22 protein-coding genes are annotated in these 25798 nt (G+C 71.4%); 10 read left to right on the top strand and 12 right to left on the bottom strand.

Features of this window, described 5'->3' with window-relative positions; all coding sequences use genetic code 11:
* Positions 1-10: 10 nt before the first annotated feature.
* Positions 11-958, bottom strand: coding sequence for a mitochondrial fission ELM1 family protein (locus BKE38_RS00800; RefSeq protein ID WP_076955468.1), 948 nt, complete (start codon positions 956-958; stop codon positions 11-13).
* A 53-nt stretch (positions 959-1011) separates the two neighbouring features.
* Here BKE38_RS00800 and BKE38_RS00795 point away from each other — a divergent pair, with 53 nt between their 5' ends.
* Positions 1012-1725, top strand: a complete 714-nt coding sequence (locus BKE38_RS00795) for an orotate phosphoribosyltransferase (protein ID WP_076955467.1) — start codon at positions 1012-1014, stop codon at positions 1723-1725.
* Between the two features lie 279 nt (positions 1726-2004).
* On the opposite strand, the gene BKE38_RS00790 is transcribed toward BKE38_RS00795, so the two are convergent.
* Positions 2005-2415, bottom strand: coding sequence for a DUF4345 domain-containing protein (locus tag BKE38_RS00790; RefSeq protein WP_076955466.1), 411 nt, complete (start codon positions 2413-2415; stop codon positions 2005-2007).
* An 86-nt stretch (positions 2416-2501) separates the two neighbouring features.
* Here BKE38_RS00790 and BKE38_RS00785 point away from each other — a divergent pair, with 86 nt between their 5' ends.
* The 4 genes from BKE38_RS00785 (at position 2502) to BKE38_RS00770 (ending at position 7095) form a co-directional block, all read left to right on the top strand.
* On the top strand, positions 2502-4172 hold the full coding sequence (locus tag BKE38_RS00785) for a peptide ABC transporter substrate-binding protein (protein WP_076955465.1): 1671 nt from the start codon (positions 2502-2504) through the stop codon (positions 4170-4172).
* A complete protein-coding gene (locus BKE38_RS00780) occupies positions 4157-5101 on the top strand; it encodes an ABC transporter permease (protein WP_083747208.1) in 945 nt (314 codons plus the stop codon). Before BKE38_RS00785 ends, BKE38_RS00780 begins: the two co-directional genes overlap by 16 nt.
* Positions 5098-5925 carry an ABC transporter permease gene (locus BKE38_RS00775; RefSeq protein WP_076955464.1) on the top strand — a complete coding sequence of 276 codons (828 nt, stop codon included), beginning with the start codon at positions 5098-5100 and terminating at the stop codon, positions 5923-5925. Before BKE38_RS00780 ends, BKE38_RS00775 begins: the two co-directional genes overlap by 4 nt.
* Positions 5926-6042: 117 nt before the next feature.
* Entirely contained in the window at positions 6043-7095 is a 1053-nt protein-coding gene (locus tag BKE38_RS00770; RefSeq protein WP_076955463.1) for an acyltransferase family protein, read from the top strand.
* Here BKE38_RS00770 and BKE38_RS00765 read toward each other — a convergent pair.
* Positions 7092-7742, bottom strand: coding sequence for an IclR family transcriptional regulator (locus tag BKE38_RS00765; RefSeq protein WP_076955462.1), 651 nt, complete (start codon positions 7740-7742; stop codon positions 7092-7094). The two genes, BKE38_RS00770 and BKE38_RS00765, sit on opposite strands and share 4 nt — an antisense overlap.
* 57 nt (positions 7743-7799) lie before the next feature.
* Between BKE38_RS00765 and BKE38_RS00760 the strand changes: the two genes are divergently transcribed.
* The 3 genes from BKE38_RS00760 to BKE38_RS00750 are packed head-to-tail and all read left to right on the top strand — an operon-like array spanning position 7800 to position 10739.
* A complete protein-coding gene (locus BKE38_RS00760) occupies positions 7800-8996 on the top strand; it encodes a CaiB/BaiF CoA transferase family protein (protein ID WP_076955461.1) in 1197 nt (398 codons plus the stop codon).
* Positions 8993-9931 carry a hydroxymethylglutaryl-CoA lyase gene (locus BKE38_RS00755; protein ID WP_076955460.1) on the top strand — a complete coding sequence of 313 codons (939 nt, stop codon included), beginning with the start codon at positions 8993-8995 and terminating at the stop codon, positions 9929-9931. Before BKE38_RS00760 ends, BKE38_RS00755 begins: the two co-directional genes overlap by 4 nt.
* Before the next feature lie 46 nt (positions 9932-9977).
* Positions 9978-10739, top strand: coding sequence for a tetratricopeptide repeat protein (locus BKE38_RS00750; protein WP_083747206.1), 762 nt, complete (start codon positions 9978-9980; stop codon positions 10737-10739).
* Here BKE38_RS00750 and BKE38_RS00745 read toward each other — a convergent pair whose 3' ends face one another.
* From BKE38_RS00745 to cydD, 3 genes are read right to left on the bottom strand one after another with little or no spacing between them, the layout of a single operon-like run.
* On the bottom strand, positions 10740-11303 hold the full coding sequence (locus tag BKE38_RS00745; RefSeq protein ID WP_076955459.1) for a nucleotidyltransferase family protein: 564 nt from the start codon (positions 11301-11303) through the stop codon (positions 10740-10742).
* Positions 11304-12962: a thiol reductant ABC exporter subunit CydC gene (gene cydC / locus BKE38_RS00740; RefSeq protein ID WP_076955458.1), complete on the bottom strand. Its 1659-nt coding sequence runs from the start codon at positions 12960-12962 to the stop codon at positions 11304-11306.
* Positions 12963-12967: 5 nt separating this feature from the next.
* On the bottom strand, positions 12968-14647 hold the full coding sequence (gene cydD, locus BKE38_RS00735) for a thiol reductant ABC exporter subunit CydD (protein ID WP_076955457.1): 1680 nt from the start codon (positions 14645-14647) through the stop codon (positions 12968-12970).
* A gap of 114 nt (positions 14648-14761) precedes the next feature.
* On the opposite strand from cydD, the gene BKE38_RS00730 reads away from it, so the two are divergent.
* On the top strand, positions 14762-15649 hold the full coding sequence (locus BKE38_RS00730; protein WP_076955456.1) for a polysaccharide deacetylase family protein: 888 nt from the start codon (positions 14762-14764) through the stop codon (positions 15647-15649).
* A 273-nt stretch (positions 15650-15922) separates the two neighbouring features.
* Here BKE38_RS00730 and fzlA read toward each other — a convergent pair whose 3' ends face one another.
* From fzlA to BKE38_RS00705, 5 genes are all read right to left on the bottom strand, one after another.
* Positions 15923-16591, bottom strand: a complete 669-nt coding sequence (gene fzlA / locus BKE38_RS00725) for an FtsZ-binding protein FzlA (RefSeq protein ID WP_076955455.1) — start codon at positions 16589-16591, stop codon at positions 15923-15925.
* A 176-nt stretch (positions 16592-16767) separates the two neighbouring features.
* Positions 16768-21321: a glutamate synthase large subunit gene (gene gltB, locus BKE38_RS00720; protein WP_076955454.1), complete on the bottom strand. Its 4554-nt coding sequence runs from the start codon at positions 21319-21321 to the stop codon at positions 16768-16770.
* A 61-nt stretch (positions 21322-21382) separates the two neighbouring features.
* On the bottom strand, positions 21383-21958 hold the full coding sequence (locus tag BKE38_RS00715) for a DUF2059 domain-containing protein (RefSeq protein ID WP_076955453.1): 576 nt from the start codon (positions 21956-21958) through the stop codon (positions 21383-21385).
* Entirely contained in the window at positions 21958-23397 is a 1440-nt protein-coding gene (locus BKE38_RS00710) for an NAD(P)-dependent oxidoreductase (RefSeq protein ID WP_076955452.1), read from the bottom strand. The genes BKE38_RS00715 and BKE38_RS00710 overlap by 1 nt, the downstream gene beginning before the upstream one ends.
* Positions 23398-23642: 245 nt before the next feature.
* A complete protein-coding gene (locus BKE38_RS00705; protein ID WP_076955451.1) occupies positions 23643-24593 on the bottom strand; it encodes a complex I NDUFA9 subunit family protein in 951 nt (316 codons plus the stop codon).
* Positions 24594-24781: 188 nt separating this feature from the next.
* Between BKE38_RS00705 and BKE38_RS00700 the strand changes: the two genes are divergently transcribed.
* Entirely contained in the window at positions 24782-25345 is a 564-nt protein-coding gene (locus BKE38_RS00700; protein WP_076955450.1) for a DUF1013 domain-containing protein, read from the top strand.
* A 137-nt stretch (positions 25346-25482) separates the two neighbouring features.
* Here BKE38_RS00700 and BKE38_RS00695 read toward each other — a convergent pair whose 3' ends face one another.
* Positions 25483-25728 (bottom strand): DUF3126 family protein, encoded by a 246-nt coding sequence (locus BKE38_RS00695; protein WP_207553451.1) that lies wholly within the window; start codon positions 25726-25728, stop codon positions 25483-25485.
* Positions 25729-25798: the final 70 nt, after the last annotated feature.

Here is a 25798-nt window from a genome sequence, read left to right as displayed (position 1 = left end):
GCTGTCGCGCTCAGGCCCAGCCGCGCGCGCGGATCTCGGCCGCGACCCGCGCCGCCTCGTCCAGGGGCGCGCGGTCGAACAGCGCCGCCGCCGCGCCGAAGGGCCGCGCCTGGCCACTGTCGAACAGGCTCTGCCACAGCCGGCGGTGGCGCGGGGCGTCGGTGGTCTTGGCGATGAACAGGGCGGCGCGGGTGGCCAGGGCCTCGCTCAGCATCGAGACCGAATCGCCGGTCACCACGATGGCATCCGCCCAGGCCAGGAAGCCCATATAGGGGTTCGGCCCGTCAGCCCCCCAGCCGTGCAGCCGCTGCGGCACCCCCTGCAGCGCGGCCGCCACCGCGGCCGTGGCGCCGGCGCCGCTGCGGCGGGAGGTGGTGGCCATGACGCTGCCGCCGAACCCCGCCGCCTGCGCCGCCAGCGTCGCGGCCAGCGCCGGATCCAGCCCCTGCCCGCGCACCGCGCCGCCCAGCAGCAGCGCGACGCGCGGCCCGGGCAGCGCGCCGAGGGCCGGCCATTCGGCCCGCGCCCGCGCCAGCGCCGCCGGCGACACCCGGTGGCAGGCGCCCAGGATGGGAAAGACGTTGCCGGCCGGCTTCGGCGCGTCATGCCGCCCGAGCACCAGGAGGGAGAAATCGGCCGCCCCTGTCCCCGGGCGCATGCAATGCACCAGCCGGGCGCCGCGCCGCCCCAGCCAGCGCGCCACCGGCACCGAGCGCCGCCCGGCCGAGATGACGAGCTCCGGCCAGGGCGCCGCCAGCCGCGCCTGCGCGGCGGCGGTCAGCCCGGCCCGCGTCGGCCAGGGCCAGGGCAGCCCCGCCAGCCGCCCCCATTCAAGCGGAATCGTGCGGAACGGCCGGTCGAGCCGCTCGGCGATGCCCAGCGCCTGGGCCGCGGTCCCGGCCCGCGGGTCAGCCAGAACCCAGAGGCGCGACTCGGCATCCGAAATCGCTTCCGTCATGGACGCGCCGCGCGCCCGGCGTTACCAACCCCGACCAAAGGAGACCCCCTGCCATGCCCTCGACCCACGCCTCCGACTGGGACCGCGACGCCGCGCTCACCACCGCCCGCATCCTGCTGGAGATCAAGGCCGTCAACTTCCGGCCCGAGGAGCCCTATACCTTCACCTCGGGCTGGAAGAGCCCGGTCTATATCGACTGCCGCAAGATCATCTCCTTCCCGCGCGCCCGCAACCGCATCTGCGACCTGGCGGTGGAGAAGATCGGCCGCCACATCGGCTACGAGACCATCGAGGCGGTGACCGGCGGCGAGACGGCCGGCATCCCCTACGCGGCCTGGATCGCCGACCGCATGATGGCGCCGATGTCCTATGTCCGGAAGAAGCCCAAGGGCTTCGGCCGCAACGCCCAGATCGAAGGCGACGTGCCGGAGGGCAAGCGCACCCTGCTGGTCGAGGACCTGACCACCGACGGCGCCTCGAAGATCCGCTTCGCCCAGGCGCTGCGCGACGCCGGCGCGATCTGCGACCACACCTTCGTGGTGTTCTTCTACGGCGTCTTCCCGGGCGGCCAGGAACGCCTGAAGGAGATCAACCTGAACCTGCTGCACCTCTGCACCTGGTGGGACGTGCTCGAGGTCTGCCGCGAGCGGCCCTACTTCTCGGAGGGCGCGCTGAAGGAAGTGCGCAAGTTCCTGGAGAACCCGACCGGCTGGTCGAAGGAGCATGGCGGCATCGGCAGCGTCGAAGAGATCACGGCCGCCGGCTGAGGCGAGGACAGGGGCAGGCTGGGGGAATGAATTTCCCCCCGCAAACCTACAGGTTTGCGCCCAACTTCTTTCTGCTCACCGGCCGCTTAAAGACCAGCACCTCGCCGGCACCCCGCCAGGGCATCACGGCGGGACGAAAGTGAACGCATCGGCACCGCCTTGCAGGTCGTGCTTCGGCTGGGCCGTTTCATCTACCGTCTCCACGTGGACACGGCAGTCCGAAAGAAAAAAGAAGGGGTCGAGGGGAATTCATTCCCCTCGCCTTTCCCTTCCTGTTCTTCAAATCTCTTCCTGGCTGATCTGGCTGACCTTCCCCTGCCAAAGGCAGAGCAAGGGCGTGACCAGCAGTTCCATGAACAATCCGAAGAGCATCCCCGCCCCCGGATTGCCGTCGATCACCAGGCCGAACAGCCGGGCGATGCCGCCGAGGAAGACGATGAAGCCCAGCAGGCGGAAGCGGGCGCCGTGCTGGTCGATGCGCGGCAGGCTCCACCAGAAGGCCAGGCCGATCCCCAGCAGCAGGCCGGACAGGTAGCGGTAGTGGCTGTCGAGGTTGACCGGCTGGGGCGCGGCGTTCTCCGGCAGCATGGCGGTGCCGAGCACCAGCCCGGCGAGGCCGGCGCTGACGGGCACCAGCCCGGCGAGCGCCACGGCGGCGCGCAGCCAGCGCCTGTGTTGCGATGCGGTCATTCGGGCTTGGCGTTCCTCCGGCGCTGACGCTATCCGGGTAAGCTGGCAGCGCGGCCTGCGGTTGCCGCAAGCAGGAGGTTTGCTGGATGGGTCATGCCTGGCGTCGCGCAATCCTGGCCAGCCTGGTGCCGCTGGGCCTGACGCTTCCCGCCGCCGCCCAGGCGCCGCGCGACCGGCTGACCATCGGGCTGGCGCAATACCCCTCGACCTTCCACCCCAATATCGAGGCCATGGCGGCCAAGTCCTATATCCTGGGCTTCGCGCGCCGGCCGCTGACCGCCTATGACGCCGACTGGAAGCTGACCTGCCTGGCCTGCGAGCGGTTGCCGACGCTGGAGAATGGCGACGCGGTGCTGGAGCGCACCCCGGATGGCAAGGATGGCATCCGCCTGACCTACCGCATCCGCGAGGGCGAGCGCTGGGCCGACGGCACCCCGGTCTCGGCGGACGACCTGCGCTTCGCCTGGGAGGCCGGCCGCAGCTTCGAGACCGGCTTCGGCGGCGCGGAATTCTACCGCTCGGCCTACGAGCTGATCGTGGTCGATGCCCGCACGGTGACGCTGCGGCTGGACAAGGTGACCTACGACTTCGCCGCCATGGGCGACTTCCAGCCGCTGCCGTCGCGGATCGAGCGGCCGCGCTGGCAGTCGGACCCGAAGACCTATCGCAGCCGCACCGCCTATGACACCGAGACCACCAATCCCGGCTTGTGGAACGGTCCCTACCGGGTGACCGCGGTGCAGCCCGGCGCCGGGGTGACGCTGGAGCGCAACGCGCACTGGACCGGCCCTGCCCCGGCCTTCGAGCGCATCGCCATCCGCACGGTGGAGAACAGCGCCGCGCTGGAGGCGCAGCTGCTGGCCGGGCAGCTGGACATGGTGGCCGGCGAGCTCGGCCTGCCGCTGGAGCAGGCGGTGGCGCTGCAGCGCCGCACCGGCGACCGCTTCCGGGTCGAATACGTCCCCGGCCTGACCTACGAGCATATCGACCTGAAGCTGGACAACCCGATCCTGGCCGACCGCCGGGTGCGGCAGGCGCTGCTCTACGGCGCCGACCGGGCGCAGATCGTCGAGCGGCTGTACCAGGGCCGGCAGGAGGTCGCCGCCGGCGGCGTGCATCCGCGCGACCCCATCTACGAGGCCGATGTGCCGCGCTATGCCTTCGACCCGGCCCGTGCCGCGGCGCTGCTGGAGGAGGCCGGCTGGAAGCCCGGCCCCGACGGCATCCGCCGCAATGCCGCGGGGGAGAAGCTGTCCTTCGAGTTCATGACCACCGCCGGCAACCGCGCGCGCGAGCAGGTGCAGCAGGTGCTGGCCGGCATGTGGCGGGCGATCGGCGTCGAGGCGCGGATCCGCAACGAGCCGCCGCGGGTCTTCTTCGCCGAGACGGTCAGCCGCCGCCGCTTCGACGCGCTGGCCATGTTCGCCTGGGTCAGCAGCCCGGAGAACGTGCCCCGCAGCCTGTTCCATTCCGACGAGATCCCGCGCGCCGAGCGCAACTGGTCCGGCCAGAACTACACCGGCTATCGCGACGCCGAGGTCGACCGGCTGATCGAGGCCATTCCCGTCGAGCTCGACCCGGCGAAGCGCCGGCCGATGTGGGCCGCATTGCAGAGAAAACTCGCCACCGACCTGCCGGCGCTGCCGCTCTGGCACCGCTCGGACGCGCATGTCTGGCCGCGCTGGCTGGAGGGCATCCGCCCCACCGGCCACCAGAATTATTCTTCGCTCTGGGTGACCGAGTGGCGGGTTCGCTGAGGCTCGTGGCAGCGCGGCTGCCGCAGATCGCGCTGACGCTTGTCCTGTTGTCGCTGGCGGCCTGGTTCGCCATCGGGCTGATGCCGGGCGACCCGGCGTCGCTGGCCATGATGGCGGACCCGAAGCTGACGCCGGCCGATGTCGAGCGGCTGCGGGCGCTGCACGGGCTCGACCAGCCCCTGCTCGCCCGCTACGGCGCCTGGGTTCTTGGACTGCTGCGTGGCGAGCTTGGGTTTTCCCGGCTCTTTGCCCAGCCGGTCTGGATGGTGCTCTGGCCGGCGCTGCTGTCGACCCTGGTGCTGGTGGGCATGGCGGTGGCGCTGGCCGCCGTGATCGGCGTGGCGCTGGGCGCGCTGGCGGCGATGCGGCCACGGCTGGCGCCCCTCGTCGATGGCCTGGCGCTGCTCGGCCAGGCGGTGCCCAGCTTCTGGCTCGGGATTCTTTTCATCATCTTCTTTGCGGTCCAGCTCGGCTGGCTGCCGGCGGGCGGGCTGCCGGAGCCGGGGTCGTCCTCCCTGCCCTTCCTGGTGCTGCCGGTGGCCACCATCGCCTTCGGCCAGCTCGCCGGCTATGCCCGCCACGCCACCGCCGCCCTCGGCGCGGAACTGCAGAAGCCCTTCATCACCAGCATCCGCGCCCGCGGCGCCGGCGAGGCCCGGGTGGTCTGGCGCCATGCCCTGCCCAACGCCGCGGTGCCGCTGCTGACCCTGCTGGCGCTGGATGCCGGGGCGCTGGTCTCCGGCGCGCTGGTCACCGAGACGCTCTTCGCGCGGCCCGGCATGGGCAAGCTGCTCTACGACGCGGTGATGGGCAACGATTACAACCTGGCGCTGCTGGCGCTGCTGCTGGTGGCGCTGGCGACCATGCTGGCGACGCTGGCGGCGGACCTGGCGCAGCTCTGGCTCGACCCGCGGATCGAGACGCGATGACCCGGCTGCGCCTCGGGCTTTTCCTGCTTGTCCTGCTGGCGTCGGCCGCCGTCGCCGCGCCCTGGCTGGCAGGCCTGCTCGGGCGCGACCCGCTGGCGCCCGACCTCTTCGCCCGCTACGCGCCGCCCGGCGCTGGCTTCCCGCTCGGCGCCGACGAGCTCGGCCGCGACCTGCTGCTGCGGCTGTTCTTCGGCGCGCGCGTCTCGCTCGGCGTCGGGCTGGCGGCGGCGCTGGCGGCGACCCTGCTGGGCACGGCGATCGGCCTGCTGGCGGCCTGGCGCGGCGGCTGGGTCGATGCCCTGCTGATGCGGCTGGCCGATGGGCTGCTGGCGCTGCCGGCGCTGCCGATCCTGGTGCTGCTGGCCGCCATCGACCCGGCCCGCTTCGGCCTGCCGCGCGGCGAAGCGATGACCGACATGATCCGCATCACGACGATCCTGGTGCTGTTCGGCTGGGTCGGCGTGGCGCGCCTGGCCCGGGCCGGGGCCATCACCATCCTGGCCAGCGACTATGTCCGCGCCGCCCGGGCGCTGGGTGTCTCCGAGGCACGGCTGCTGCTGCGCCATGTGCTGCCCGGGCTGCGCGCGCCGGTGGCCGTCGCCGGCGCCTTGGCCGTCGCCGGCGCCATCCTGGCGGAAAGCGTGCTCAGCTTCCTGGGCCTCGGCATCCAGCCCCCCGCCCCCTCCTGGGGCAACATGCTGGCCAATGCGCAGGAGGCGGTGTTCGAGGCGCCGCTGGCGGCCCTCTGGCCGGGCCTGGCGATTCTGGCCGCCGTCGCCGGCTGCAGCCTGGTGGCCGACGGGCTGTCGCGCGCGCGGCGCTGACGTCTCCTTGATGCCCGCGGGCTTGATGTCGAGGCGAGCCTCAAGGCTAAGCTGCACGCCAGGGTTGCAGGGGGCCGGCGCCGAGTCTATGCCGGCGCGCCGCCGCAGGAGAGGCCGATGCCGCGACATCTCCCCCATTCGCCCGGCGATGCGGGGGCCCGAAGCCGCTGGGCCGACCATGCCCGCGCCATCGGCATCACGCTGGTGGTCATCGGCCATGTGCTGCGCGGGCTGGTGCAGTCCGGCATCCTCCCGCCAAGCCCCGCGGTGCTGCTGCTGGACAGCGTCATCTACAGCTTCCACATGCCGCTGCTGTTCTTCGTCTCCGGCCTGCTCTTCGCCGGCTCGCTGGCGCGGCATGGCCGCGGCGGCACCTTCCGCGGCAAGCTGGAGCGGCTGATACCGCCCTACCTCGTCTGGTCGCTGCTGCAGGGCAGCATCGAGGTGATGCTGGCAGGCGCCACCAACAACCGCACCGGCTGGGCCGAGGTGCTGGCGCTGCTGTGGCAACCGCGGGCGCAGTTCTGGTTCCTCTATGCCCTGGCGCTGGTGATGCTGCTGGCGCTGCTGCTCTACCGCGACGCCGCCGCGCGGCGGTCGCTGGCGCCGCCGCTGCTGGGGCTGGCGCTCTACCTCGCCGCGCCCTGGCTGCCGGACAATCTCTACCTCGACTATCTCGCCGGCTATTTCGTCTTCTTCGCCTTCGGCGTCTGGGCCGAGCAGGCCCTGCCGCGTCTGGCGGCGCGCGCCTGGCCGCTGACGCTCTGGGGCCTAGCGGTGGCCGCGCTGCTGCAGGTCTATGTGCAGCTGCTGCTGCAGGCCGGCGATGCCGGGCCAGGCCCGGCCAGGCTGTCGCTGGCCGCCACCGCCATCCTGGCCACGCTGGCCCTGTCCATGCTGCTGGGCCGCCGGCGGCACCCTTGGGCGGAGGCGGTCGGCCGCGCCTCCATGCCGATCTTCCTGATGCATATCCTGGCCGCCAGCGGGCTGCGCGTGGTGCTGCAGCGGGGCCTGGGCCTCGACGACCCGGCGCTGCATGGGGTGCTGGGCATTGCGGCCGGGCTCGCGGCGCCGATGCTGGCGGCCAGCCTCTGGGCGCGCCACCTGGCACCGGCGCTGCCGGTCTGGACGGCGCGGCTCGGCTGGCGGCTGGCAGCCGATCGCGGCTAGAGCCCGCGCAGCTCCGCCACCGCCCGGGCGAGGATGGCGGACAGCGCCTCGCGCTTCCGCGCGAAGCGCGTCGCCGTCCCGGACAGGCACAGCGCCCCCAGCAGCGCGCCGGTCGAGGCGAAGACCGGGGCGGCCACGGCCGCCAGCTCCGGGTCGCGCTCGCCGAGCGTCACCGTCAGCCCGGCGCCGCGCAGCACATGGCCAGCCGCCCCCCGGTCTAATGGCAGCAGGCTGCCCGGCGGCAGGTGGTCGCGCACCGCATGCCGCCCTTCGATCCGGAAGCGGCAAAGGCGGTTTTCACCGTCGCGGACATAGAAACTCGCACTTTCGCCGGTGTCCTCGGCCAGGCGGCGCAGCACGGGCAGCAGCACTGCCTCCAACAGCGACTCTGACGCGGCGGCGCGCAGGCCGAGGCCAACCAGCGCCGGGCCCAGCCGCCATTCCGCCGCCGTCCCGTCCCGCAGCAGCATCCCCGCCCGCTCGAGGGACGCCATCAGCCGCAGCAGCGTGCTCTTGTAGAGGCCTGTGCGGCGGGCCAGCTCAGCGAGGCTCAGCGCCGCCTCGCCGGCGCGGAAGGCCAGCAGGATCGACAGCGCCCGGTCGACCGCGCCCACCCCTTCTTCGGGAGCTGCCGGCTTGACGGCCATGAGCAAAGACCTTCATTCTGTCTGACGAAAAGAAATTCTGTCAGACGGAACGGTCCTTTGTCAACGAACCCCCTGCCGCTGACCGGCCTGCGCGTGCTGGATTTCGGCCATACGGTGATGGGGCCGAGCTGCGGCGTGGTGCTGGCCGATCTCGGCGCCGAGGTCATCCGCATCGAGCCGCCCGAGGGCGACCGCACCCGCCGCCTGGGCGGCTTTGGCACCGGCTTCTTCGCCACCTACAACCGCAACAAGACCAGCCTGGCGCTGGATCTGAAGGATCCGCGCGGCAAGGCGGTGCTGGAGAAGCTGATTCCGACGGCCGACGTGCTGATCGAGAATTTCGCGCCCGGCACCATGGAGCGGCTCGGCCTGGGCTGGGAGCAGCTGCGCGAACAGAACCCGCGCCTGGTCTATTGCGCGCTGAAGGGCTTCCTTCCCGGCCCCTATGAGGACCTGCCGGCGCTGGACGAGGTGGTGCAGATGCAGGGGGGCCTGGCCTTCATGACCGGCCTGCCGGGGCGGCCGCTGCGCGCCGGGACCTCGGTGGTCGACATCATGGGCGGCGTCTTCGGCGTGGTCGGCATCCTGGCGGCGCTGCGCCAGCGCGAGGCCACCGGCGCGGGGCAAAAGGTGCAGTCGGCGCTGTTCGAGAGCGTCGCCTTCATGGTCGGCCAGCACATGGCCGCCGGCGCCAGCGCCGGCCAGCGGGTGCCGCCGATGACCGCGCGGCGCATCACCTGGGGCATTTACGACGTCTTCCAGGCGGCCGATGGCCAGGTCTTCGTCGGCGTTACCAGCGACCAGCACTGGCAGCGGCTGGCGCCCCGCCTCGGTTTGCACGACCTGGCCGCCGATCCGTCGCTCGCCAGCAATGCCGGCCGCGTGGCAGGCCGCGACCGCATCATGCCGAGACTGGAAGAAATCTTCGCGACCATGACGGTGGCCGAGGTGCAGGCGCTGGGCCGCGAGGTGCTGATCCCCTGCGCCCCGGTGGCCCATCCCGAGGACCTGTTCGACGACCCGCATCTGGCGGCCAGCGGCATCATGGGTGCAACCCGCCTGGCGGAAGGCATCACCGCCAGCCTGCCGATGACGCCGCTGCACTTCGAGGCGGCGCAGATCCGCCTGGACCGCCAGCCGCCGGCGGTGGGCGAAGGCGCCGCGGCCCTGCTCGACAGCCTCGGCATCGGGGCGCATGAACGTCAGGCCCTGGCCGAGCAGGGCATCCTCACCCTGCCGGATGACGCGCCATGAGCCAGCTGCCCGCCCGCATCGAGATCCGCGAAGAAGGCCCGCGCGAGGGCTTCCAGTTCGAGCGCGGCCCGATCGCCACCGCCGACAAGCTGCGGCTGATCCAGGCGCTGGCCGGCACCGGGCTGAAGCGGATCCAGACCGTCTCCTTCGTCGATCCGCGCCGCGTCCCCGGCATGGCCGATGCCGAGATGGTCTGCCAGGGACTGCGCGACGTCGACGGCGTGGCCTTCGGCGCGCTCTGGCTGAACGCCAAGGGGTTTCTGCGCGCGCTCGTCGCGCCGCATCTGACGATCGACGGCAGCGTCTCGGTCTCCGCCTCCGAGGTCTTCGGCAAGCGCAACCAGAATCGCGACCGCGAGGAGGACCTGGCCGCCGCCGCCGCCCTGATGGCGCTCTATGCCGAGCACCGGGTGCCCTTTGCCCGCGCCACCATCATGGCCGCCTTCGGCTGCAATTTTCAGGGCGAGGTGCCGGTGGCCGCGGTGATCGACCGCATCGCCGCGGTCCTCGCCCTGGCGGGCGGCGTCGGCCTGGCGCCGCCGGTCATTTCCCTCGCCGACACCATGGCCTGGGCCACCCCGCGCCGGATTTCCGCCGTGGTCGGCGCCGTGCGGGACAAATGGCCGGATCTGGAGCTGTCGCTACACCTGCACGACACCCGCGGCATGGCCATGGTCAATGCCTGGGAGGGGATGCGCCTCGGCGTCGCCCGCTTTGACGCCGCCATCGCCGGGCTGGGTGGCTGCCCCTTCGGCAAACATGCAGGTGCCGCGGGGAATATCTGCACCGAGGACCTGGCGCTGCTCTGCGCCGAATCCGGCATCGAGACCGGGTTGGACCTCGAGGCGCTGATGGCATGCGGCCGCCTGGCCGAGGAGGTGGTGGGCCACCCCCTGCCCGGCCGCGCCAAGCAGGGCGGGCTGCTCGCGGTCTGAATTTCGGACCTTGTTGCGAGCGGGTCGCAACAGCATAACCGGCGGCATGTTCCGCCGCCGCCGCCCCGCCCCCGAACCTTCCTTGCCGCCTTTGGCCCCTGGCGTGGTGCGGGAGGCGACGGCCGAGCAGCTGGCCGCCGCCTTTGCCGGCCCGCCCGAGGAGGCCGCCCGCTGGATCGCCGCCGCCGCCCGCGCCGGCATGGTCGAGGCGCAGATCCTCTACGGCCAAATTCTTCTCGAGGGCCGTGGCCTCCCCGCGGACCAGGCCACCGCCTTCGCCTGGTTCAGGACCGCGGCGACCACGGGGAATGTCCGGGCGGAAACCATGCTCGGCCGCTGCCATGAGCTGGGCTGGGGCACGGCCGTCGACCTGCCGAAGGCGCTGGCGATCTACGCCGAGGGGGCCAGGCGCGGCTATGACTGGGCGCAATACAACCTGGCCAGCCTGCTGGCCCGCGACGGGCAGCGCGCCGAGGCATTCCGCTGGTTCCGCGCCGCCGCGGACCAGGGCCATGCCAAGTCGATGACGGTCCTTGGCCGCTATCTGGAAGAAGGCTGGGAGACGCCGCGCGACCCCGCGGCGGCCCATGCGCTCTATGCCCGCGCGGCGGCGCTGGGCGATTTCCGCGCGCAGTTCAACATGGGCACGCTGGCGGCGACGTCCGCGGAAGCGCTGGACTGGTTCACCAAGGCCGCCGCCACCGGATCGCCCGGCTTTCTGGGGCAGATGGCGGAAGCGCTGAGCAGAAGGCCGGAGCCCGAACTGCAGGCGCTGTCGGCCGAGATCTTCCGGAAGCTGGGCGCCTGATCAGGCCTCGATGCGCAGATGCGGCCAGCGCCGGCGGTAATCCTCGGCCTTGCGGGCGAACTGCGCCGGCTGCGGGTGGCGCGGGTTGATCCGCAGCACGCCGGCAAAGACATCCTCCAGCCCGCTGGGGGCGTAGAGCGCGCCGGTGGCCGCCTCGATGCCGATGCAGGTGCAGTCGATCAGGTAGCGGTCGATGCCGTCTCTGGCAGAGGCCAGCGCCGGATAATCCTCGCCGAAGCGGGCGCGGTACCACAGATGCACGCGGGCCTGGTTCTTCACCTCCACCACCGCGCCGAGATCGGCGAAGGCGGCGGCGCAGCGGCGGATCACCGCATCCTCGGCCTCGAAGGAGAGGTCGGAGGGATCATAGTAGAAAACGTCGTAGTCCTTGACGCCCCAGCCGGGCGGATGGCCGGCTACTTGGTTCCACACCGCCTGGAACAGGCAGCCCGCCGTCAAAAAACCCTGCGGCAAGGCGAGCGCGCGCAGGCGGTCCAGCAGCGCGGCATTGACCGGGTCGGCGAAGGCCGCCGCGCGCAGCGCCGTCTCCAGCGCCGCGCCCATTCAGCCCATCGCCGCCATGGCGCGGCCGCCGATCAGCCGCAGGATGCGGGTCGGCCGCTCGACACCCAGCAGCCGGTGCGCGATCAGGATGACGCTGCGGCCGGCGGTGGCCGTCTCCAGCGTCTCCAGGAAGGCGCGCTCCGCCTCGGGGTCGAGGCCGGCGCCGGGCTCGTCCAGGATCAGGATATCGGCCGGCGCCAGCAGCGCCCGGGCCAGCGCCAACCGCCGCCCTTGCCCGCCGGAGAAGCGCGCGCCGCCCTCGCCGCAGCGGGTCGCCAGGCCTTCCGGCAGGACGCGCACCACATCGGCGACGCCGGCGCGGTCGAGCGCCTGCCACAGCGCGGCGTCATCGGCCTCGGGGGCTGCGAGGCGGAGGTTGGCGGCGATGCTGTCGTCGAACAGCCGCGCATCCTGGGTCAGGCAGGCGATGCGCGCCCGCACGGCATCGGCCGGAAGCTCGGCGATATCGACGCCGCCCAGCAGCAGCCGGCCTTCCTGGGGGGCGGCCAGCTTCAGCAGCAGCGCCGCCAGCGTCGACTTGCCGGCGCCCGAGGGGCCCAGCAGCGCCAGCCGCCCGCCTTCCGGCAGGTCGAAATTCAGCTCGGTGAAGACCGGCTCGCGGTCGGCCGCCCAGGCGAAGCGGACGCCCTCGGCGCGCAGGGCATGGCCGCGGGGGGCTTCGGCCGGGGTGGTCGGCTCGGCGACCGGCGGAGGGGTGTCGGCGGCGTCGAACAGGCGGCGGGCGCTGGCGCCGGCGGCGGCGAGCGCGGCGCCGGCGCGCGGCAGCCCGGCCAGGGCCTCGCCGGCGGCCAGCGCCAGGAACAGCCCGATGATGGTGCCGCCGACCGCGCCGGGGCCGCCGGCCAGGCCATAGCCCAGCGCGGCGAAGAGCGCGGACTGGGCCAGCAGGCTGCCGGCGGCGCCGCCCCAGGCAGCGCGGCGCGCCAATCTCTTCTGGGTTTCGGCCAGGGTCGCGCCGCTTTCCGCCAGGCGGGCGGCGGCGCGAGGCTCGGCATTGGCGGCCAGGACGTCTTCCAGGCCGAGCAGCGGGTCGACGGCGGCGCGCCGCAGCGCGCCTTGCGCCTCGGCCACCTCGCCAGCGGCGCGGGCGGCGCCTGGGGCCAGCAGCGGCGGCAGCAGCAGGGCCAGCGCCAGCGGCAGCGCCACCAGCACGGCGATGCCCGGGCCGGCGAAGCCCAGCAGCACGGCGACGGCCACCACCACGGCCAGCGCCGCGACGCCGGGGACCAGGGCGCGGAGATAGAGCCCGTCCAGCGCCTCGACATCGGCCACCAGCCGGCCCAGCAGGTCGCCGGCGCCGCGATGGCCGATGCCGCCGGGCAGCCGCTCGGCCAGGCGGCGGAAGAACCAGATGCGGGTGTCGGCCAGCGCCCGGAAGGTCGCCGAATGCGTCACCAGCCGCTCGAGGTAGCGCGACGCCGGGCGGACAAAGATCAGCGGACGCAGCAGCAGCAGCGAGCCGACGGCGATGCCGGTCAGCGCGCCGGTGCGCAGGCCTTCGGAGACGCCGCGCCCGGCCAGCGCCAGCAGCGCCACGCCGGCCAGCGTCGCCAGCACGGCAACGATGGCGCCCGACCACAGCCAGGTGCTGCGCGCGCGCCACAGGCCGAGCACGCGGGTCAGGTCGGTCAGCATCATCCGGCTCACTCCCCGGCCATCCGCGGCAGGCCGGCGCGGCCCTTCTCCAGCTCCAGCACCCGGCCGAAGCGGGCGCGCAGCGCGGAGGAATGGGTGGCGATGATGGCGGTGCGCCCGGCGCAGAGGCGGCGCAGGCTGTCCAGCAGCTCGCCCTCGGTCGCCGGGTCGAGATGCGCGGTGGGCTCGTCCAGCAGCACCAGCGGGCGGTTGCGCAGGAAGGCGCGGGCGATGGCCACCCGCTGCGCCTGGCCGCCGGACAGGCCGAGGCCGCCCTCGCCAATCATGGTGTCGAGGCCCTCCGGCAGGCTGGACGCGAAATCGGTGACATGGGCTGCGCGGGCCGCCGCCTCGATCTCGGCCTCGCTGGCCTCGGGCCGCGCCATGGCGATGTTGGCGCGGATGCTGTCGCGGAACAGATGCGCCTTCTGGCCGACATAGGAAGACAGGCGGCGCAGCTCCTCGGGGCGCAGCGCGGTCGCGTCGCGGCCGTTCAGCGCGATGCGGCCGCCATCCGGCCTGCAGAAGCCCATCAGCAGCCGCAGCACCGACGACTTGCCCGAGCCGGACGGGCCTGCCAGCACCAGGGCTTCCCCCGGCATGACTCTGAAAGAAAGGTCGGTCAGGGCCGGGCCGCGGGCGGGGTCATAGGTCAGGCCCACCTGCTCGAAGGTCACCACCACCGTCGGCGGGATCTCTGCGAGCTGCAGCCCGGGCTCCGAGTCGGGCGCGGCCAGCAGCGGAGCCAGGGCGGCGGCGGCGCCGTTGGCTGCCATGCGCTCGTGATAGGCGGCCGAGAAGGCCCGCAGCGGCGCGAAGAAGCCCGGCACCATCAACAGGCAGAAGAGAGCCGCCGCCGGGTCGGGATGGCCGCCGACCAGCAGGTTGCCGTGGCGCCAGGCGAGGCAGCCCAGCACCGCGGCGGCGATCACCTCCAGCGTCAGGCCGGACAGGAAGGCCACCCGCAGCACCTTCATGGTGCGGCGGCGCAGCTCGTCGGCGGCCTGGCCCAGCGCCTGGGCCTCGGCCTCCTGGCGGCGGAACAGCACCAGCTGCGGCAGGCCGCGCATCCGGTCGAGGAAGCGGCCCGACAGCGCCTGCAGCGCATCGAACTGCTGCCGGCTGGCCAGCGCCGCGCCGATGCCGGTCACCGCCATGCCGACCGGCACCATGGCACCGGCGACGAAGAGGATCAGGCCGCTCAGCGGGTCCTCAAAGGCGACGACGCAGGCGATCAGCAGCGGCCCCGCCGCGGCGAGCACCGCCGCCGGCAGCCAGCGGGAGAAATAGCCGTCCAGCGCCTCGATGCGGTCGACCACCAGGCCAGAGCGCTCGCCGACCGGGCGGTCATCCGCCGGGCCCGCTTCCAGCAGCCGGTCGAAGGCGCGGCGGCGCAGATCGGCCCGCGCCGCGGCGCCGGCGGCGGCCTGGGCCCGCTCCTGCGCGACGCCGAGCGCGATGGACAGCAGCGCCAGGCTGGCGGCGGCGAAGAACTCGCTCCAGCCGGCCGAGCCATGGCCGAGCAGCGCCGCCAGCAGATGGGCGATGAACCAGGCCTGGGCCAGGCCGCAGGCGATCGAGGCAAGGCCGAGCAGGATGGGGCGCGCCAGCCGCGACCGGCCCTGACGGGCGGTGGCGGAGAGCAGGGCGCGCGCCGACGCCGCCTCGGCCGGCGGGGGCTTGGACATGCAGCGGCTTCTAGCGGGTTTCTGGCGCCGCGGGAACCGCGCAGCAACAAGCTTGCTTCAGGCTGGTCCGGCGCTTGCTTCGCCGCCGCACCGGATACCTCGAGGAGACCGCCGATGCTGCCGACCCATGGCCGCTACGACTACCACCCCTGGCCTTCCCGGGCGGCCTATGGCTGGCCGGCGGGGAAGAAGCTGGCGGTCTATCTCGGCATCAATCTTGAGCATTTCGCCTTCGGCGAAGGCCTCGGCATGTCGCTGGCCCCGGGCGGGCCGCAGCCGGACGTGCTGAACTACGCCTGGCGGGACTATGGCAACCGGGTGGGCGCCTGGCGCATGCTGGAAATGCTGGACGAGCTGAAGCTGCCCGCCACCGTGCTGCTGAACAGCGCCATGTATGACTACGCCCCCAGCCTGGTCGCCGCCCACCGCGCCCGCGGCGACGAGATCGCCGGCCACGGCCGGACCAACAGCGAGCGCCAGTCGCTGATGAGCGAGGCGGAAGAACGCACCCTGATCGCCGAAGCCACCGCCGCCATCGCCGAGGCCGAGGGCAAGCCCCCCGCCGGCTGGCTGTCCCCCTGGATCGCCGAGACCCTCTCCACCCCCGAACTGCTGGTCGAGGCCGGCTACCGCTACACCCTCAACTGGTGCCACGACGACCAGCCGACCTGGCTGAAGACCAAGGCCGGACGCCTGCTCTCGATCCCCTACCCGCAGGAAATTAACGACATCCCCTCGATCGGCGCGCGCAAGGACAGCGCCCAGCAATTCGCCAACATGATCCTGAACGACTTCGAGGAGCGCCGACGCCAGGTGCGCGACAACCGCCCCCAGGTGATGGGCATCGCCCTCCACCCCTATATCGTCGGGCAGCCCTACCGCCTGCGCGCCCTGCGCGAAGCCCTGCAACACATCGCCGCCCAGCGGGACACGGTGTGGCTGACGACCGCGGGGGCGATCTGCGACCACGTTCATGGGTTGAAGGAAGGGTTGGTGCCTTGAGAGAAGCATCGGGCAGGTCGGGGGAATGAATTCCCCCGGACCCCCTTCTTTTTTCTGATCACCGGCCGTGGTGGGACCTGCGCCTCATCGGCACCGTCGCCAGGGCATCGCGGCGGGACGCCGTTTTCATAAAAAAAGCGCGCCCTGACAGGTCGCGCTGCGGTTCAGTGTGGTGTCCCGCCTGGCCAAAGCCGCGCGGCAGCACTGACAGAAAAAAGAAGGGGTCCAGGGGAATTCATTCCCCTGGCCTGCCCCTGCCTTCTCTGAAAACCCTTAAAAATCCAGATCCGCGTAATGCGGCGGCGGGTTCACCCCGCTGACGCGGTCGGCGAGCAGCGGGCGGAAAGCCGGGCGGGACTTCACCCGGGCGTACCAGTCCTTGGCGGCGTCGTTCAGGGACCAGTCGAGGTCACCGATGTAGTCGAGGGCCGACAGGTGCGCGGCAGCGGCCAGGTCGGCCATGGACAGGGAATTGCCGGCCAGCCACAGGCGGGTTTCGGCCAGCCAGCCGAGGTAGTCCAGATGCGGCTTCAGGTTGGCGTAGCCGGCGCGCAGCGAGGCGGCGTCGGCGCTGCCGCGGCCCATCAGGCGCTTCCACTGCTTCTCGACGAGGAGGTTGTCGGTGACCTCGCGGGCGAACTTGCCGTCGAACCAGGCGACCAGGCGGCGGACCTCGGCGCGCTCACCCAGCGTCCGTCCCATCAGGGGCAGGTCGGGATAGGCCTCGTCGAGGTATTCGCAGATGGCGTAGCTGTCGGCCAGGATCAGGCCGTTCTCTTCCACCAGCACGGGGACGGTGCCGCTGGGGTTCATTTCCATGAACTCCTCCCGCCGCTCCCAGACCCTTTCGATCCGCACCTCGAAGGGGATGCGTTTCTCACTGAGGACAAGGCGAACCTTGCGCGAATAAGGGCAAAGAGGCTGGTGGTAGAGGATTCTCATGCACAACGCCGCAGCAAGGTCAGGGGTCGCGCTTATCGCATGCCCGTCCCTGAGCGCCTAGCCGAGCATCACGCCAAGTTTCCCAGGCTTAACATTTTTAAGGCGTTAGCCGGGCTGTTTGACGCGGCTGCTCCGGTGGCGACCGGTCCCATCGAGGACCGGTCGAACCGAAAGAACTACTCGGCGGCGATGGCGACCTGCTCCATGGGGTGGGGCAGGTACTTGGCGTATTCCTTCGGCACCACGTGCCAGAAGTGGCCGCGCTCCGAGGCCCAGTCGTTCAGCAGGCGGGCGGCGTGGCGCGACCCGGTCTCGGCGGCGTGGCGGCCGATGAGACCCTGCAGCACGCCCTCCCAATGGTTGGAGGAGAGGCGCTTCCACAGCAGCGTGTCCGGGTTCAGCCGGTGCTCGAAGGTGGCGTCGCGGTCATGGATGAAGGCCTGGCCGCCGGTGAAGCCGGCGCCGAAATTGTCGCCGACCGCGCCGAGGATCACCACCGTGCCGCCGGTCATGTATTCGCAGCCATTGGCGCCGACGCCCTCGATCACCGCGGTGGCGCCAGAGTTGCGCACGGCGAAGCGCTCGCCGGCCTGGCCGGCGGCGAAGAACTCGCCCGCCGTCGCGCCATAGAGGCAGGTGTTGCCGACGATGGCGTTCTCGTTCCAGACCAGCGGCGAGGAGGGCGCCGGGCGGACGACGATGCTGCCACCCGACAGGCCCTTGCCGACATAGTCGTTGGCGTCGCCGAGCACTTCCAGCTTGAGGCCCCGCACCGCGAAGGCGCCGAGCGACTGGCCGGCCGAGCCGCGCAGCCGCACGGTCAGATGGCCGGGCTGCAGACCGGTCATGCCGAACTTGCGGACGATCTTGCTGCTGATCTTGGTGCCGATGGCGCGGTGGGTGTTCCGGATGTTGTAGGCGAGTTGCATCTTCTCGCCCCGCTCGAAGAGCGCCGCGGCGTCCCGGATCATGTCGGCGTCCAGCGTCTCCGGCACCTCGTTGCGGCCTTCCAGCGTGCAGTAGCGCGGGAAGGGCCCGGCATCGGCCTGGACCAGCAGCGGGTTGAGGTCGAGGTCGTCGAGATCCTCGGCGCCGCGGCTGACCTGCTTCAGGTATTCGGTGCGGCCGATCACCTCTTCCAGCTTGCGGAAGCCGAGGCTGGCCAGGATCTCGCGGATTTCCTCAGCGATGAAGGAGAAGAGGTTGATGACCTTCTCGGGGCTGCCCTCGAACTTCTTCCGCAGCTCCTCGTCCTGGGTGCAGACGCCGACCGGGCAGGTGTTGCTGTGGCACTGCCGCACCATGATGCAGCCCATGGCGACGAGCGAGGCCGTGCCGATGCCGAATTCCTCGGCGCCCAGCATGGCGGCGATGACCACGTCGCGGCCGGTCTTCAGCCCGCCATCGGTGCGCAGCTTCACCCGGTGGCGCAGCCGGTTCAGCAGCAGCACCTGGTGCGCCTCGGACAGCCCCATCTCCCAGGGCAGGCCGGCATACTTGATCGAGCTGACCGGCGAGGCGCCGGTGCCGCCCGAATGGCCGGAGACCAGGATGGCATCGGCCTTGGCCTTGGCGACACCGGCGGCGATGGTGCCGATGCCGGAGCGCGCCACCAGCTTCACGCAGACCGAGGCCTCGGGGTTGATCTGCTTCAGGTCGTAGATGAGCTGCGCCAGATCCTCGATCGAATAGATGTCGTGGTGCGGCGGCGGCGAGATCAGGGTGACGCCCGGCGTCGAGTGGCGGAGCCGCGCGATGATGCCGCTGACCTTGAAGCCGGGCAGCTGGCCGCCCTCGCCGGGCTTGGCGCCCTGGGCCACCTTGATCTCGATCTCGCGGCAGTTGTTCAGGTATTCCGCGGTGACGCCGAAGCGGCCGGAGGAGATCTGCTTGATCGCCGAGTTCGCGTTGTCGCCATTGGCGCGCGGCTTGGCGCGCTCAGGGTCCTCGCCGCCCTCGCCGCTGTCGGAACGCGCGCCGATGCGGTTCATGGCGATGGACAGCGTCTCATGCGCCTCGGGGCTGAGGGCGCCGAGCGAGATGCCGGGCGCGATCAGGCGCTTGCGGATCTCGGTGATGCTCTCGACCTCCTCGATGGCGATCGGGCGGGCGGTCTCGGCGCGGAAGTCGAGCAGGTCGCGCAGCGCCACGGGGGGCAGCTTGCGCACCGCCTCGGAATAGCGCTTGAAGGTCTGGTAGCTGTCGCTCTCCACCGCGTTCTGCAGCAGGTGGATCAGGCTGCCGTCGAAGGCATGCGCCTCGCCCTTGCGGCGCAGCTTGTAGAGGCCGCCGACCGGCAGCATCACCGTGTCGCCGTCCCAGGCCTTGCGGTGCATGCTGAGCACGCGCCGCGCGATGCCGGAGAGGCCGATGCCGGAAATGCGCGACTGGGTGCCGGGGAAGAATTCCGCCACCAGCGCCCGCGACAGGCCGATCGCCTCGAAGTTCATGCCGCCGCGATAGGAGGACAGCACCGAGATGCCGATCTTCGACATGACCTTCAGCAGGCCCTTGTCGACCGCCTTGCGGTAATGCGCCACGCAGTCGCGCAGCGAATCCTCGCCGAAGAGGCCGCGGCGGTGCCGGTCGGCGATGCTCTCCTGCGCCAGATAGGCGTTCACCGTGGTGGCGCCGGCGCCGATCAGCACGGCGAAATAATGCACGTCCATGCATTCGCCAGAGCGGACGTTCAGGCTGGTGAAGGTGCGCAAGGAGTGCCGCACCAGGTGGGTGTGCACGGCGCCGACCGCCAGGATCATCGGGATGGCGGCGCGCGCGCTGTCATGCGCCTCGTCGGTCAGCACGACATGGGCGCAGCCGGAGCGCACCCCCTCCTCCGCCTCGCGACGGATCCGCTCCAGCGCGCGGCGCAGGCCGGGCTCGCCCTCGGCGACCGGGAAGGTGGCGTCGACCGTGCAGGCGGTGCTGCCCATGTATTCCTGCATGGCGGCGAATTCCGCATTGGAGAGCACCGGGCTCTCCAGCTGCAGCATGTCGCACTGGGTCGGATCCTCGTCGAGGATGTTCCCCAGATTGCCCAGACGGGTCTTGATGGTCATCACCCGCGTCTCGCGCAGGCTGTCGATCGGCGGGTTGGTGACCTGGGCGAAGCTCTGGCGGAAGAAATGGTGCAGCCCGCGATACTGCGCCGAGAGCACCGCGATCGGCGTGTCGTCGCCCATGCTGCCCACCGCCTCGGCGCCGTCCTCGGCCATCGGGTGCAGGATGGTCTCGAGATCCTCCAGCGTCACGCCGAGCGCCAGCTGGCGGCGGCGCAGCGCCTCGGTCGACAGCACCGGCGTCTCGTCCACCTCGGCGCGGACGATGCTGTCGATCTTGGTGGTGCGGTTGACCCAGTCGCCGAAGGGATGCCGCGCGGCGAGCACGTCCTTGAGCTCGGTGTCGCCATAGAAGCGCTGCGCCTCCAGGTCGACGGCGATGCACTGGCCGGGGCCGACGCGGCCCTTGGCAACGATGTCGCCCTCGGCCAGCTTCACCATGCCGGTCTCGGAGCCGACGATCAGCAGCTTGTCGGCGGTGACATTGTAGCGGATCGGGCGCAGCCCGTTGCGGTCGAGGCCGGCGATGCACCAGCGGCCATCGGTGGCGCAGACCGCGGCCGGCCCGTCCCAGGGCTCCATCACCGCGTTGCAGTACATGAACAGGTCGCGATGCGCCTGGGGCATGGTGGCGTTGCTGCCGATGCTCTCCGGGATCAGCATGGCCTTGGCCATCGGCGCGTCGCGGCCGCCGCGCACCAGCAGCTCGAAGACGTTGTCCAGCGTCGCGGTGTCGGAGCCGCCGGCCTGCACGACGGGCTTGATGTCCTCCATGAAGGGATCGAGCAGGTCATGGGCGAGCCGCGTCTCGTGGCTCTTCATCCAGTTGATGTTGCCGTGGACGGTGTTGATCTCGCCGTTATGCGCGAGCATCCGGAACGGCTGGGCCAACCTCCACGTGGGAAACGTGTTCGTGGAGTAGCGCTGATGATAAATGGCGAAGCGACTAACAAAACGCTCGTCGAGCAGGTCGGGGTAGAAGTCGGTCAGGTTCTCCGCCAGGAACATGCCCTTGTAGACGATCGAGCGCGTCGACAGGCTGCAGAGATAGAGCTCCGGCACCTGCGCGGCGATGGCCTGCTTCTCGATGCGGCGGCGGATGACGTAGAGGTCGCGCTCCATCGTCGCCGGGTCGCGCTGCTCGGGGTCGAAGATCAGGATCTGCTCGATCTCGGGCCGCGTCGCATTGGCCTTCTCGCCGATGCAGGCGACGTCGATCGGCACCTGCCGCCAGCCATAGATGCTGTAGCCGGCGTTGAGGATCTCGGTCTCGACGATCTGGCGGCAGCGTTCCTGCGCGCTCAGATCGGTCTTCGGCAGGAAGACCTGGCCGACCGCGATGCGGCCCGGGCGCAGCCGGTCGCCGCCGCGCTCGACGACTTCCGCGAAGAAGTCCTGCGGGATCTCGATATGGATGCCGGCGCCATCGCCGGTCTTGCCGTCGGCATCGACCGCGCCGCGGTGCCAGACCGCCTTCAGCGCGTCGATGCCGGCCTGCACCACGTCGCGCCGCGGGCGGCCGTCGAGCGCCGCGATCATGCCGACGCCGCAGGCGTCATGCTCCATGGTGTCGACATGGGCGGCGCTGTTCAGCAGATCGGCGTTGCGGCGGAAACGCTCGGCGAAGGCAGCACCGCTCTCGGCCGGCACGTTCAGGGGCAGGTTGCTCATGGTGCGATCCCTCTGGATTCGCGGCCGGGACAGGGGAGCCCGGGACGGCGTCGTGTTCGGTTCAGATCTTCAACCCGCGGGCGCGCAGCGCCTCGCGATGCTTGGTCAGCGCCTCGAGGCCGATGCGCTGGCCCCATTGCGCGCCGAAGGCCAGGCTTTCCTGGGTGACCGCCTGGGTCGCCACCTTCAGCCGGCCGCCCAGCGGCGAGCGGTAGAAGGCGGTGAGCTCGCGCAGGTCGGCGGCGCTCAGATGGCTGGCCCAGGAGGCGGCCATGGCGTCGAGCAGCTCCGGCAGCCGGGCGCGGAACTCGGGCAGCAGGATGCCCTCGAAGATCTCGGTGACGCGGGCCACCGGCTGGCCGCTCTGCTGCGCCACGATCTGCGCCATCTGCGCCATGCTGCCATGGATGCCGGCCTCGGCCTGGGCCTGCGAGCCGCTCGCCTCGATCAGTTCCCTCGCGGCGGCCAGCGCCTCGGCGCGGTCGCCGGCCGGGGGCGCTGCCGGGGCGGGCGCCGGGGCCGGCACAGCCTGGGGCGCGGGCGTGGCGCCCGGCGCCTGGAACTGCGACGGGCCCGACTGCGCGAAGGCGGGCGCGGCGGCGAGGAGCAGGGCGAGGCCGGGGACGAGCGCGCGCATCACTCGGCCGCCATGGCCGGGGCGGCCTTCTTGGCCAGCACATAGGCCTCGATCTGGTCGGCGGCGTCGCGGCCGTCGCGGATGCCCCAGACCACCAGCGAGGCGCCGCGGACGATGTCGCCGGCGGCGAAGACGCCCTCCAGCCTGGTCATCATGCTGCGGCGGTCGATGGTCAGCGTGCCCCAGCGGCTGACGGTCAGCCCCGGCTCGCCGAACAGGCTGGGCAGGTCCTCGGGGTCGAAGCCCAGCGCCTTGATCACCAGATCGGCCGGCTCGGTGAAGCCGCTGCCCGGGATCGGCTCGACCTGCTGGCGGCCGGTGGCGTCGGGCAGGCCGAGATGCATCTTCACCGCGCGGACGCCGGTGACATGGCCCTCCCCTTCAAACCCTTCGGGCGCGGAGAGCCAGGAGAAGGTCACGCCCTCCTCCTCGGCATTCGCCACCTCGCGCATCGAGCCGGGCATGTTGGCCTTGTCGCGGCGATAGAGGCAGGTGACCGCCTCGGCGCCCTGCCGGATGGCGGTGCGGACGCAGTCCATGGCGGTGTCGCCGCCGCCGATGACCACGACCTTCTTGCCGGCGGCGTTCAGCGTGCCGTCGATGAACTCCGGCACCTGGTCGCCCAGGTTCTCGCGGTTGGAGGCGGTCAGATAGTCCAGCGCCGGCACGATGCCGGCCAGGTTGGCGCCCGGCCCGCCGATGTCGCGCGCCTTGTAGACGCCGGTCGCCACCAGCACCGCGTCATGCTTCGCCCGCAGATCGGCCATGGAGATATCGATGCCGACGCGGCAGTTGAGGACGAACTCGATGCCCGCCTCGGCATATTGCGCGTGGCGGCGGAGGACGACCTCCTTCTCCAGCTTGAAGTTCGGGATGCCGTAGATCATCAGCCCGCCGACGCGGTCGTAGCGGTCATAGACCGTGACCTTCCAGCCGCGCAGCCGCAGCCGCTCGGCCGCCGCCAGGCCGGCGGGGCCGGCGCCGATGATGCCGACCGAATGCTCGACCTCGCGCCGCGGCTTGGGCGGCTTGACCCAGCCCTGCTCCCAGGCGGTATCCGTGATATACTTCTCGACCGCGCCGATGGTGACGCTGTCAAAGCCTTTCTCGATGACGCAGTTGCCTTCGCAGAGCCGGTCCTGCGGGCAGACGCGGCCGCAGATCTCGGGGAAGGTGTTGGTTGCCGAGGAGACCTCATAGGCCTCTTCCAGCCGGCCTTCGGCGGTCAGCTTCAGCCAGTCCGGGATGTTGTTGTTCAGCGGGCAATGGATCGAGCAGAAGGGCACGCCGCACTGGCTGCAGCGGCTGGCCTGCTCGGTGGCGCGCTCGGCGCTGAAACGCTGGTAGATCTCGCCGAAATCGGCCCGGCGCTCGCTGGCGGTGCGCTTGTCGGGCGTCTGTTGCGTCAAGCGCACGAATTGCAGCATGCGTTCGGCCATCGGGCAGGTTCCTTCGGGCAGGAAGGCTTTTCTCAACAAAGGCGTCTGAGGGGCGGCCGTCGCGCGGCCATGCGGAGCCGGGCAAGGCTTGCACCCCGTTGCGCGCAGCTTTGCCACAGTCACCCGGGGGTTGCGAGTCCTATTTACGCCATAAGGACAGTCTTTCTGTCCTTGTTTCCCCCGGGCATTTGCGGTCATGCGGGCCTCACCCGATATTTCCGGCAAGAAAGGCCCGATCCGGACTTTTAGGCAGGATAGGCGGCGCGGCGGCCGCCGCCGGGACGGAAGCGGGTCAGGTAGGACGGCACCACCGCCTCCATCGCCTGCGGCGCAATGCCGAGCTCGGCGAAGCCCTTCGCCCCGGGAGACACCACATTGTCCTTCTGCAGCAGGATCAACTGGTCGCGGGTCAGCGGCGGGTTCGGCAGGAACTCGCCCAGCCGGGCCTGCAGCCGCACCAGCCCGGGCGGCAGCTCGACCAGCCGCTTCGGCCGGCCGGTGACCTCCAGGACATAGCCCATCAGCTCGCGGAAGCTGGCGACCCGCGGGCCGCCCAGCTCGAAGACCTGGCCCTCGGCGCTGGCGCGGCGGGCGGCGGCCAGGGCGGCGGCGGCGACGTCACCGACGAAGACCGGCTGGAAGCGGGTGGCGCCGCTGACCACGGGCATGAAGGGCAGCAGCTGTGCCATGCCGGCGAAGCGGTTGAAGAAATGGTCCTCCGGGCCGAAGACCACCGAGGGGCGCAGGATGATGGCGCGCGGAAAGGCGGCCTGCAGCCCGGCCTCGCCGGCGGCCTTGCTGCGGGCATAGCCGCTGGCGCTCGCCGGATCGGCGCCGATCGCCGAGAGATGCACCAGCTTCGGCACCCCCGCCGCCGCCGCAGCGCGGCCGATGCGGCCGGGCAGCTCGCCCTGCAGCCGCTGGAAGTCGCCGGAGCGGGGTTCCGCCAGGATGCCGATGGCGTTGACCACCAGGCCGGCGCCCTCGACCGCGCGCGCCAGCGCCGCGTCGTCGGACAGGCTGGCGCGGAAGGCCACCACCTGGCCGACATTGCCCTGGGTCATCAGCGGGCGGACCGCCTCGGCATGGCGGGTGACCACGCGCACCTCGTAGTCCAGCCGCGCCAGGCGCGACACGATATGCTGCCCGATGAAGCCGGTGCCGCCGAACACCGTGGCCAGTCGCCGCGTCGCCATGCCGCTCTCCTGTGAGGTAGCCCTGCGGAACGATATGGCCTGCCATGCCGCGCCGCCAAGGATGCGGCGATGCGCTGGCGGCCGGGCCGCCGCGACGCTAGGACTTTGACCCCATACCTCCCCCTCTCTATATGCAGTGCGATCCGGGGCTGTCCCCGCGCCAGCCCGACCGACTCGTAAGGTTTCCGATGACCCTGCCGCTGATGCCCAAGGCCACCGCTGTGTGGCTCATCGAGAAGACGTCCCTCAGCTTCGAGCAGATCGCCGATTTCGTCGGCATGCATCCGCTGGAAGTGCAGGCGATCGCCGATGGCGAGGTCGCGCAGGGGATCGTCGGCTATGATCCGGTGCAGAACAGCCAGCTGCGGCGCGAGGAGATCCTGCGCTGCGAGGGCGATCCGAACGCCCGGCTGCGGCTGATGGAGACGGCGTCCCCGGTGCCGAAGGCGCGCGGCAAGGGCGCCCGCTACACCCCCGTCTCCAAGCGCAACGACCGGCCGGACGGCATCGCCTTCCTGCTGCGCAACTTCCCGCAGCTGACCGAGGCGCAGATCGGCAAGCTGCTGGGCACCACCAAGGACACCATCGCCAAGGTGCGCGACCGCACCCATTGGAACAGCGCCAACATCAAGCCGCGCGACCCGGTGATCCTGGGCCTGTGCAGCCAGTCCGACCTGAATGCGGCCATCCTGGCCTCGGGCGGCAATCCCTCCGCCCCGCTCGCCCCGGCCGAGGACGACGAGATCGCCTGATTTCCGGTTCCAGCCGGGGTCACGCCAAAAAAGGGGGCACGCGCCGCGTGCCCCCTTTTTCATGCCCGGCGCCGACCGCGCGCCTCGGGACGGCTGCCGCGCCCCGCGTCACCGCGCCGGCACGGCAGCCCTGGCGGTCAACGGCGCGGCGGCGCGGCCGGCTTCTTCGGCGGCGGCGGCAGATCCTCCTCGAGGATCGTCAGGTGCAGGGCGTAGGAAACCTCGCCATCCTCGGCATCGCGGTGCAGCGTGCCGACCACCTCGTCCTCGACCGCGACCTCGACCGACAGGCCCGGGCGGGCCGGGCGGATCAGGTTGATGCGGTCCGTGCCGAAGAGACGCCGCAGATAGGTCTGCACGCGCGTGATATCGGTGGCGTCCATGCCGTCCATCAAGCTCCAAGCAAAAAGGGAAGCCGGGGTTATAGTCCCGTCGCGGCGCCGCACCTAGTGC

This window comes from Teichococcus deserti, from assembly GCF_001982615.1.
In the GTDB taxonomy this organism is placed as follows: Bacteria; Pseudomonadota; Alphaproteobacteria; order Acetobacterales; family Acetobacteraceae; genus Pseudoroseomonas; species Pseudoroseomonas deserti.
This window is presented reverse-complemented; position numbering and strand designations above follow the sequence as displayed.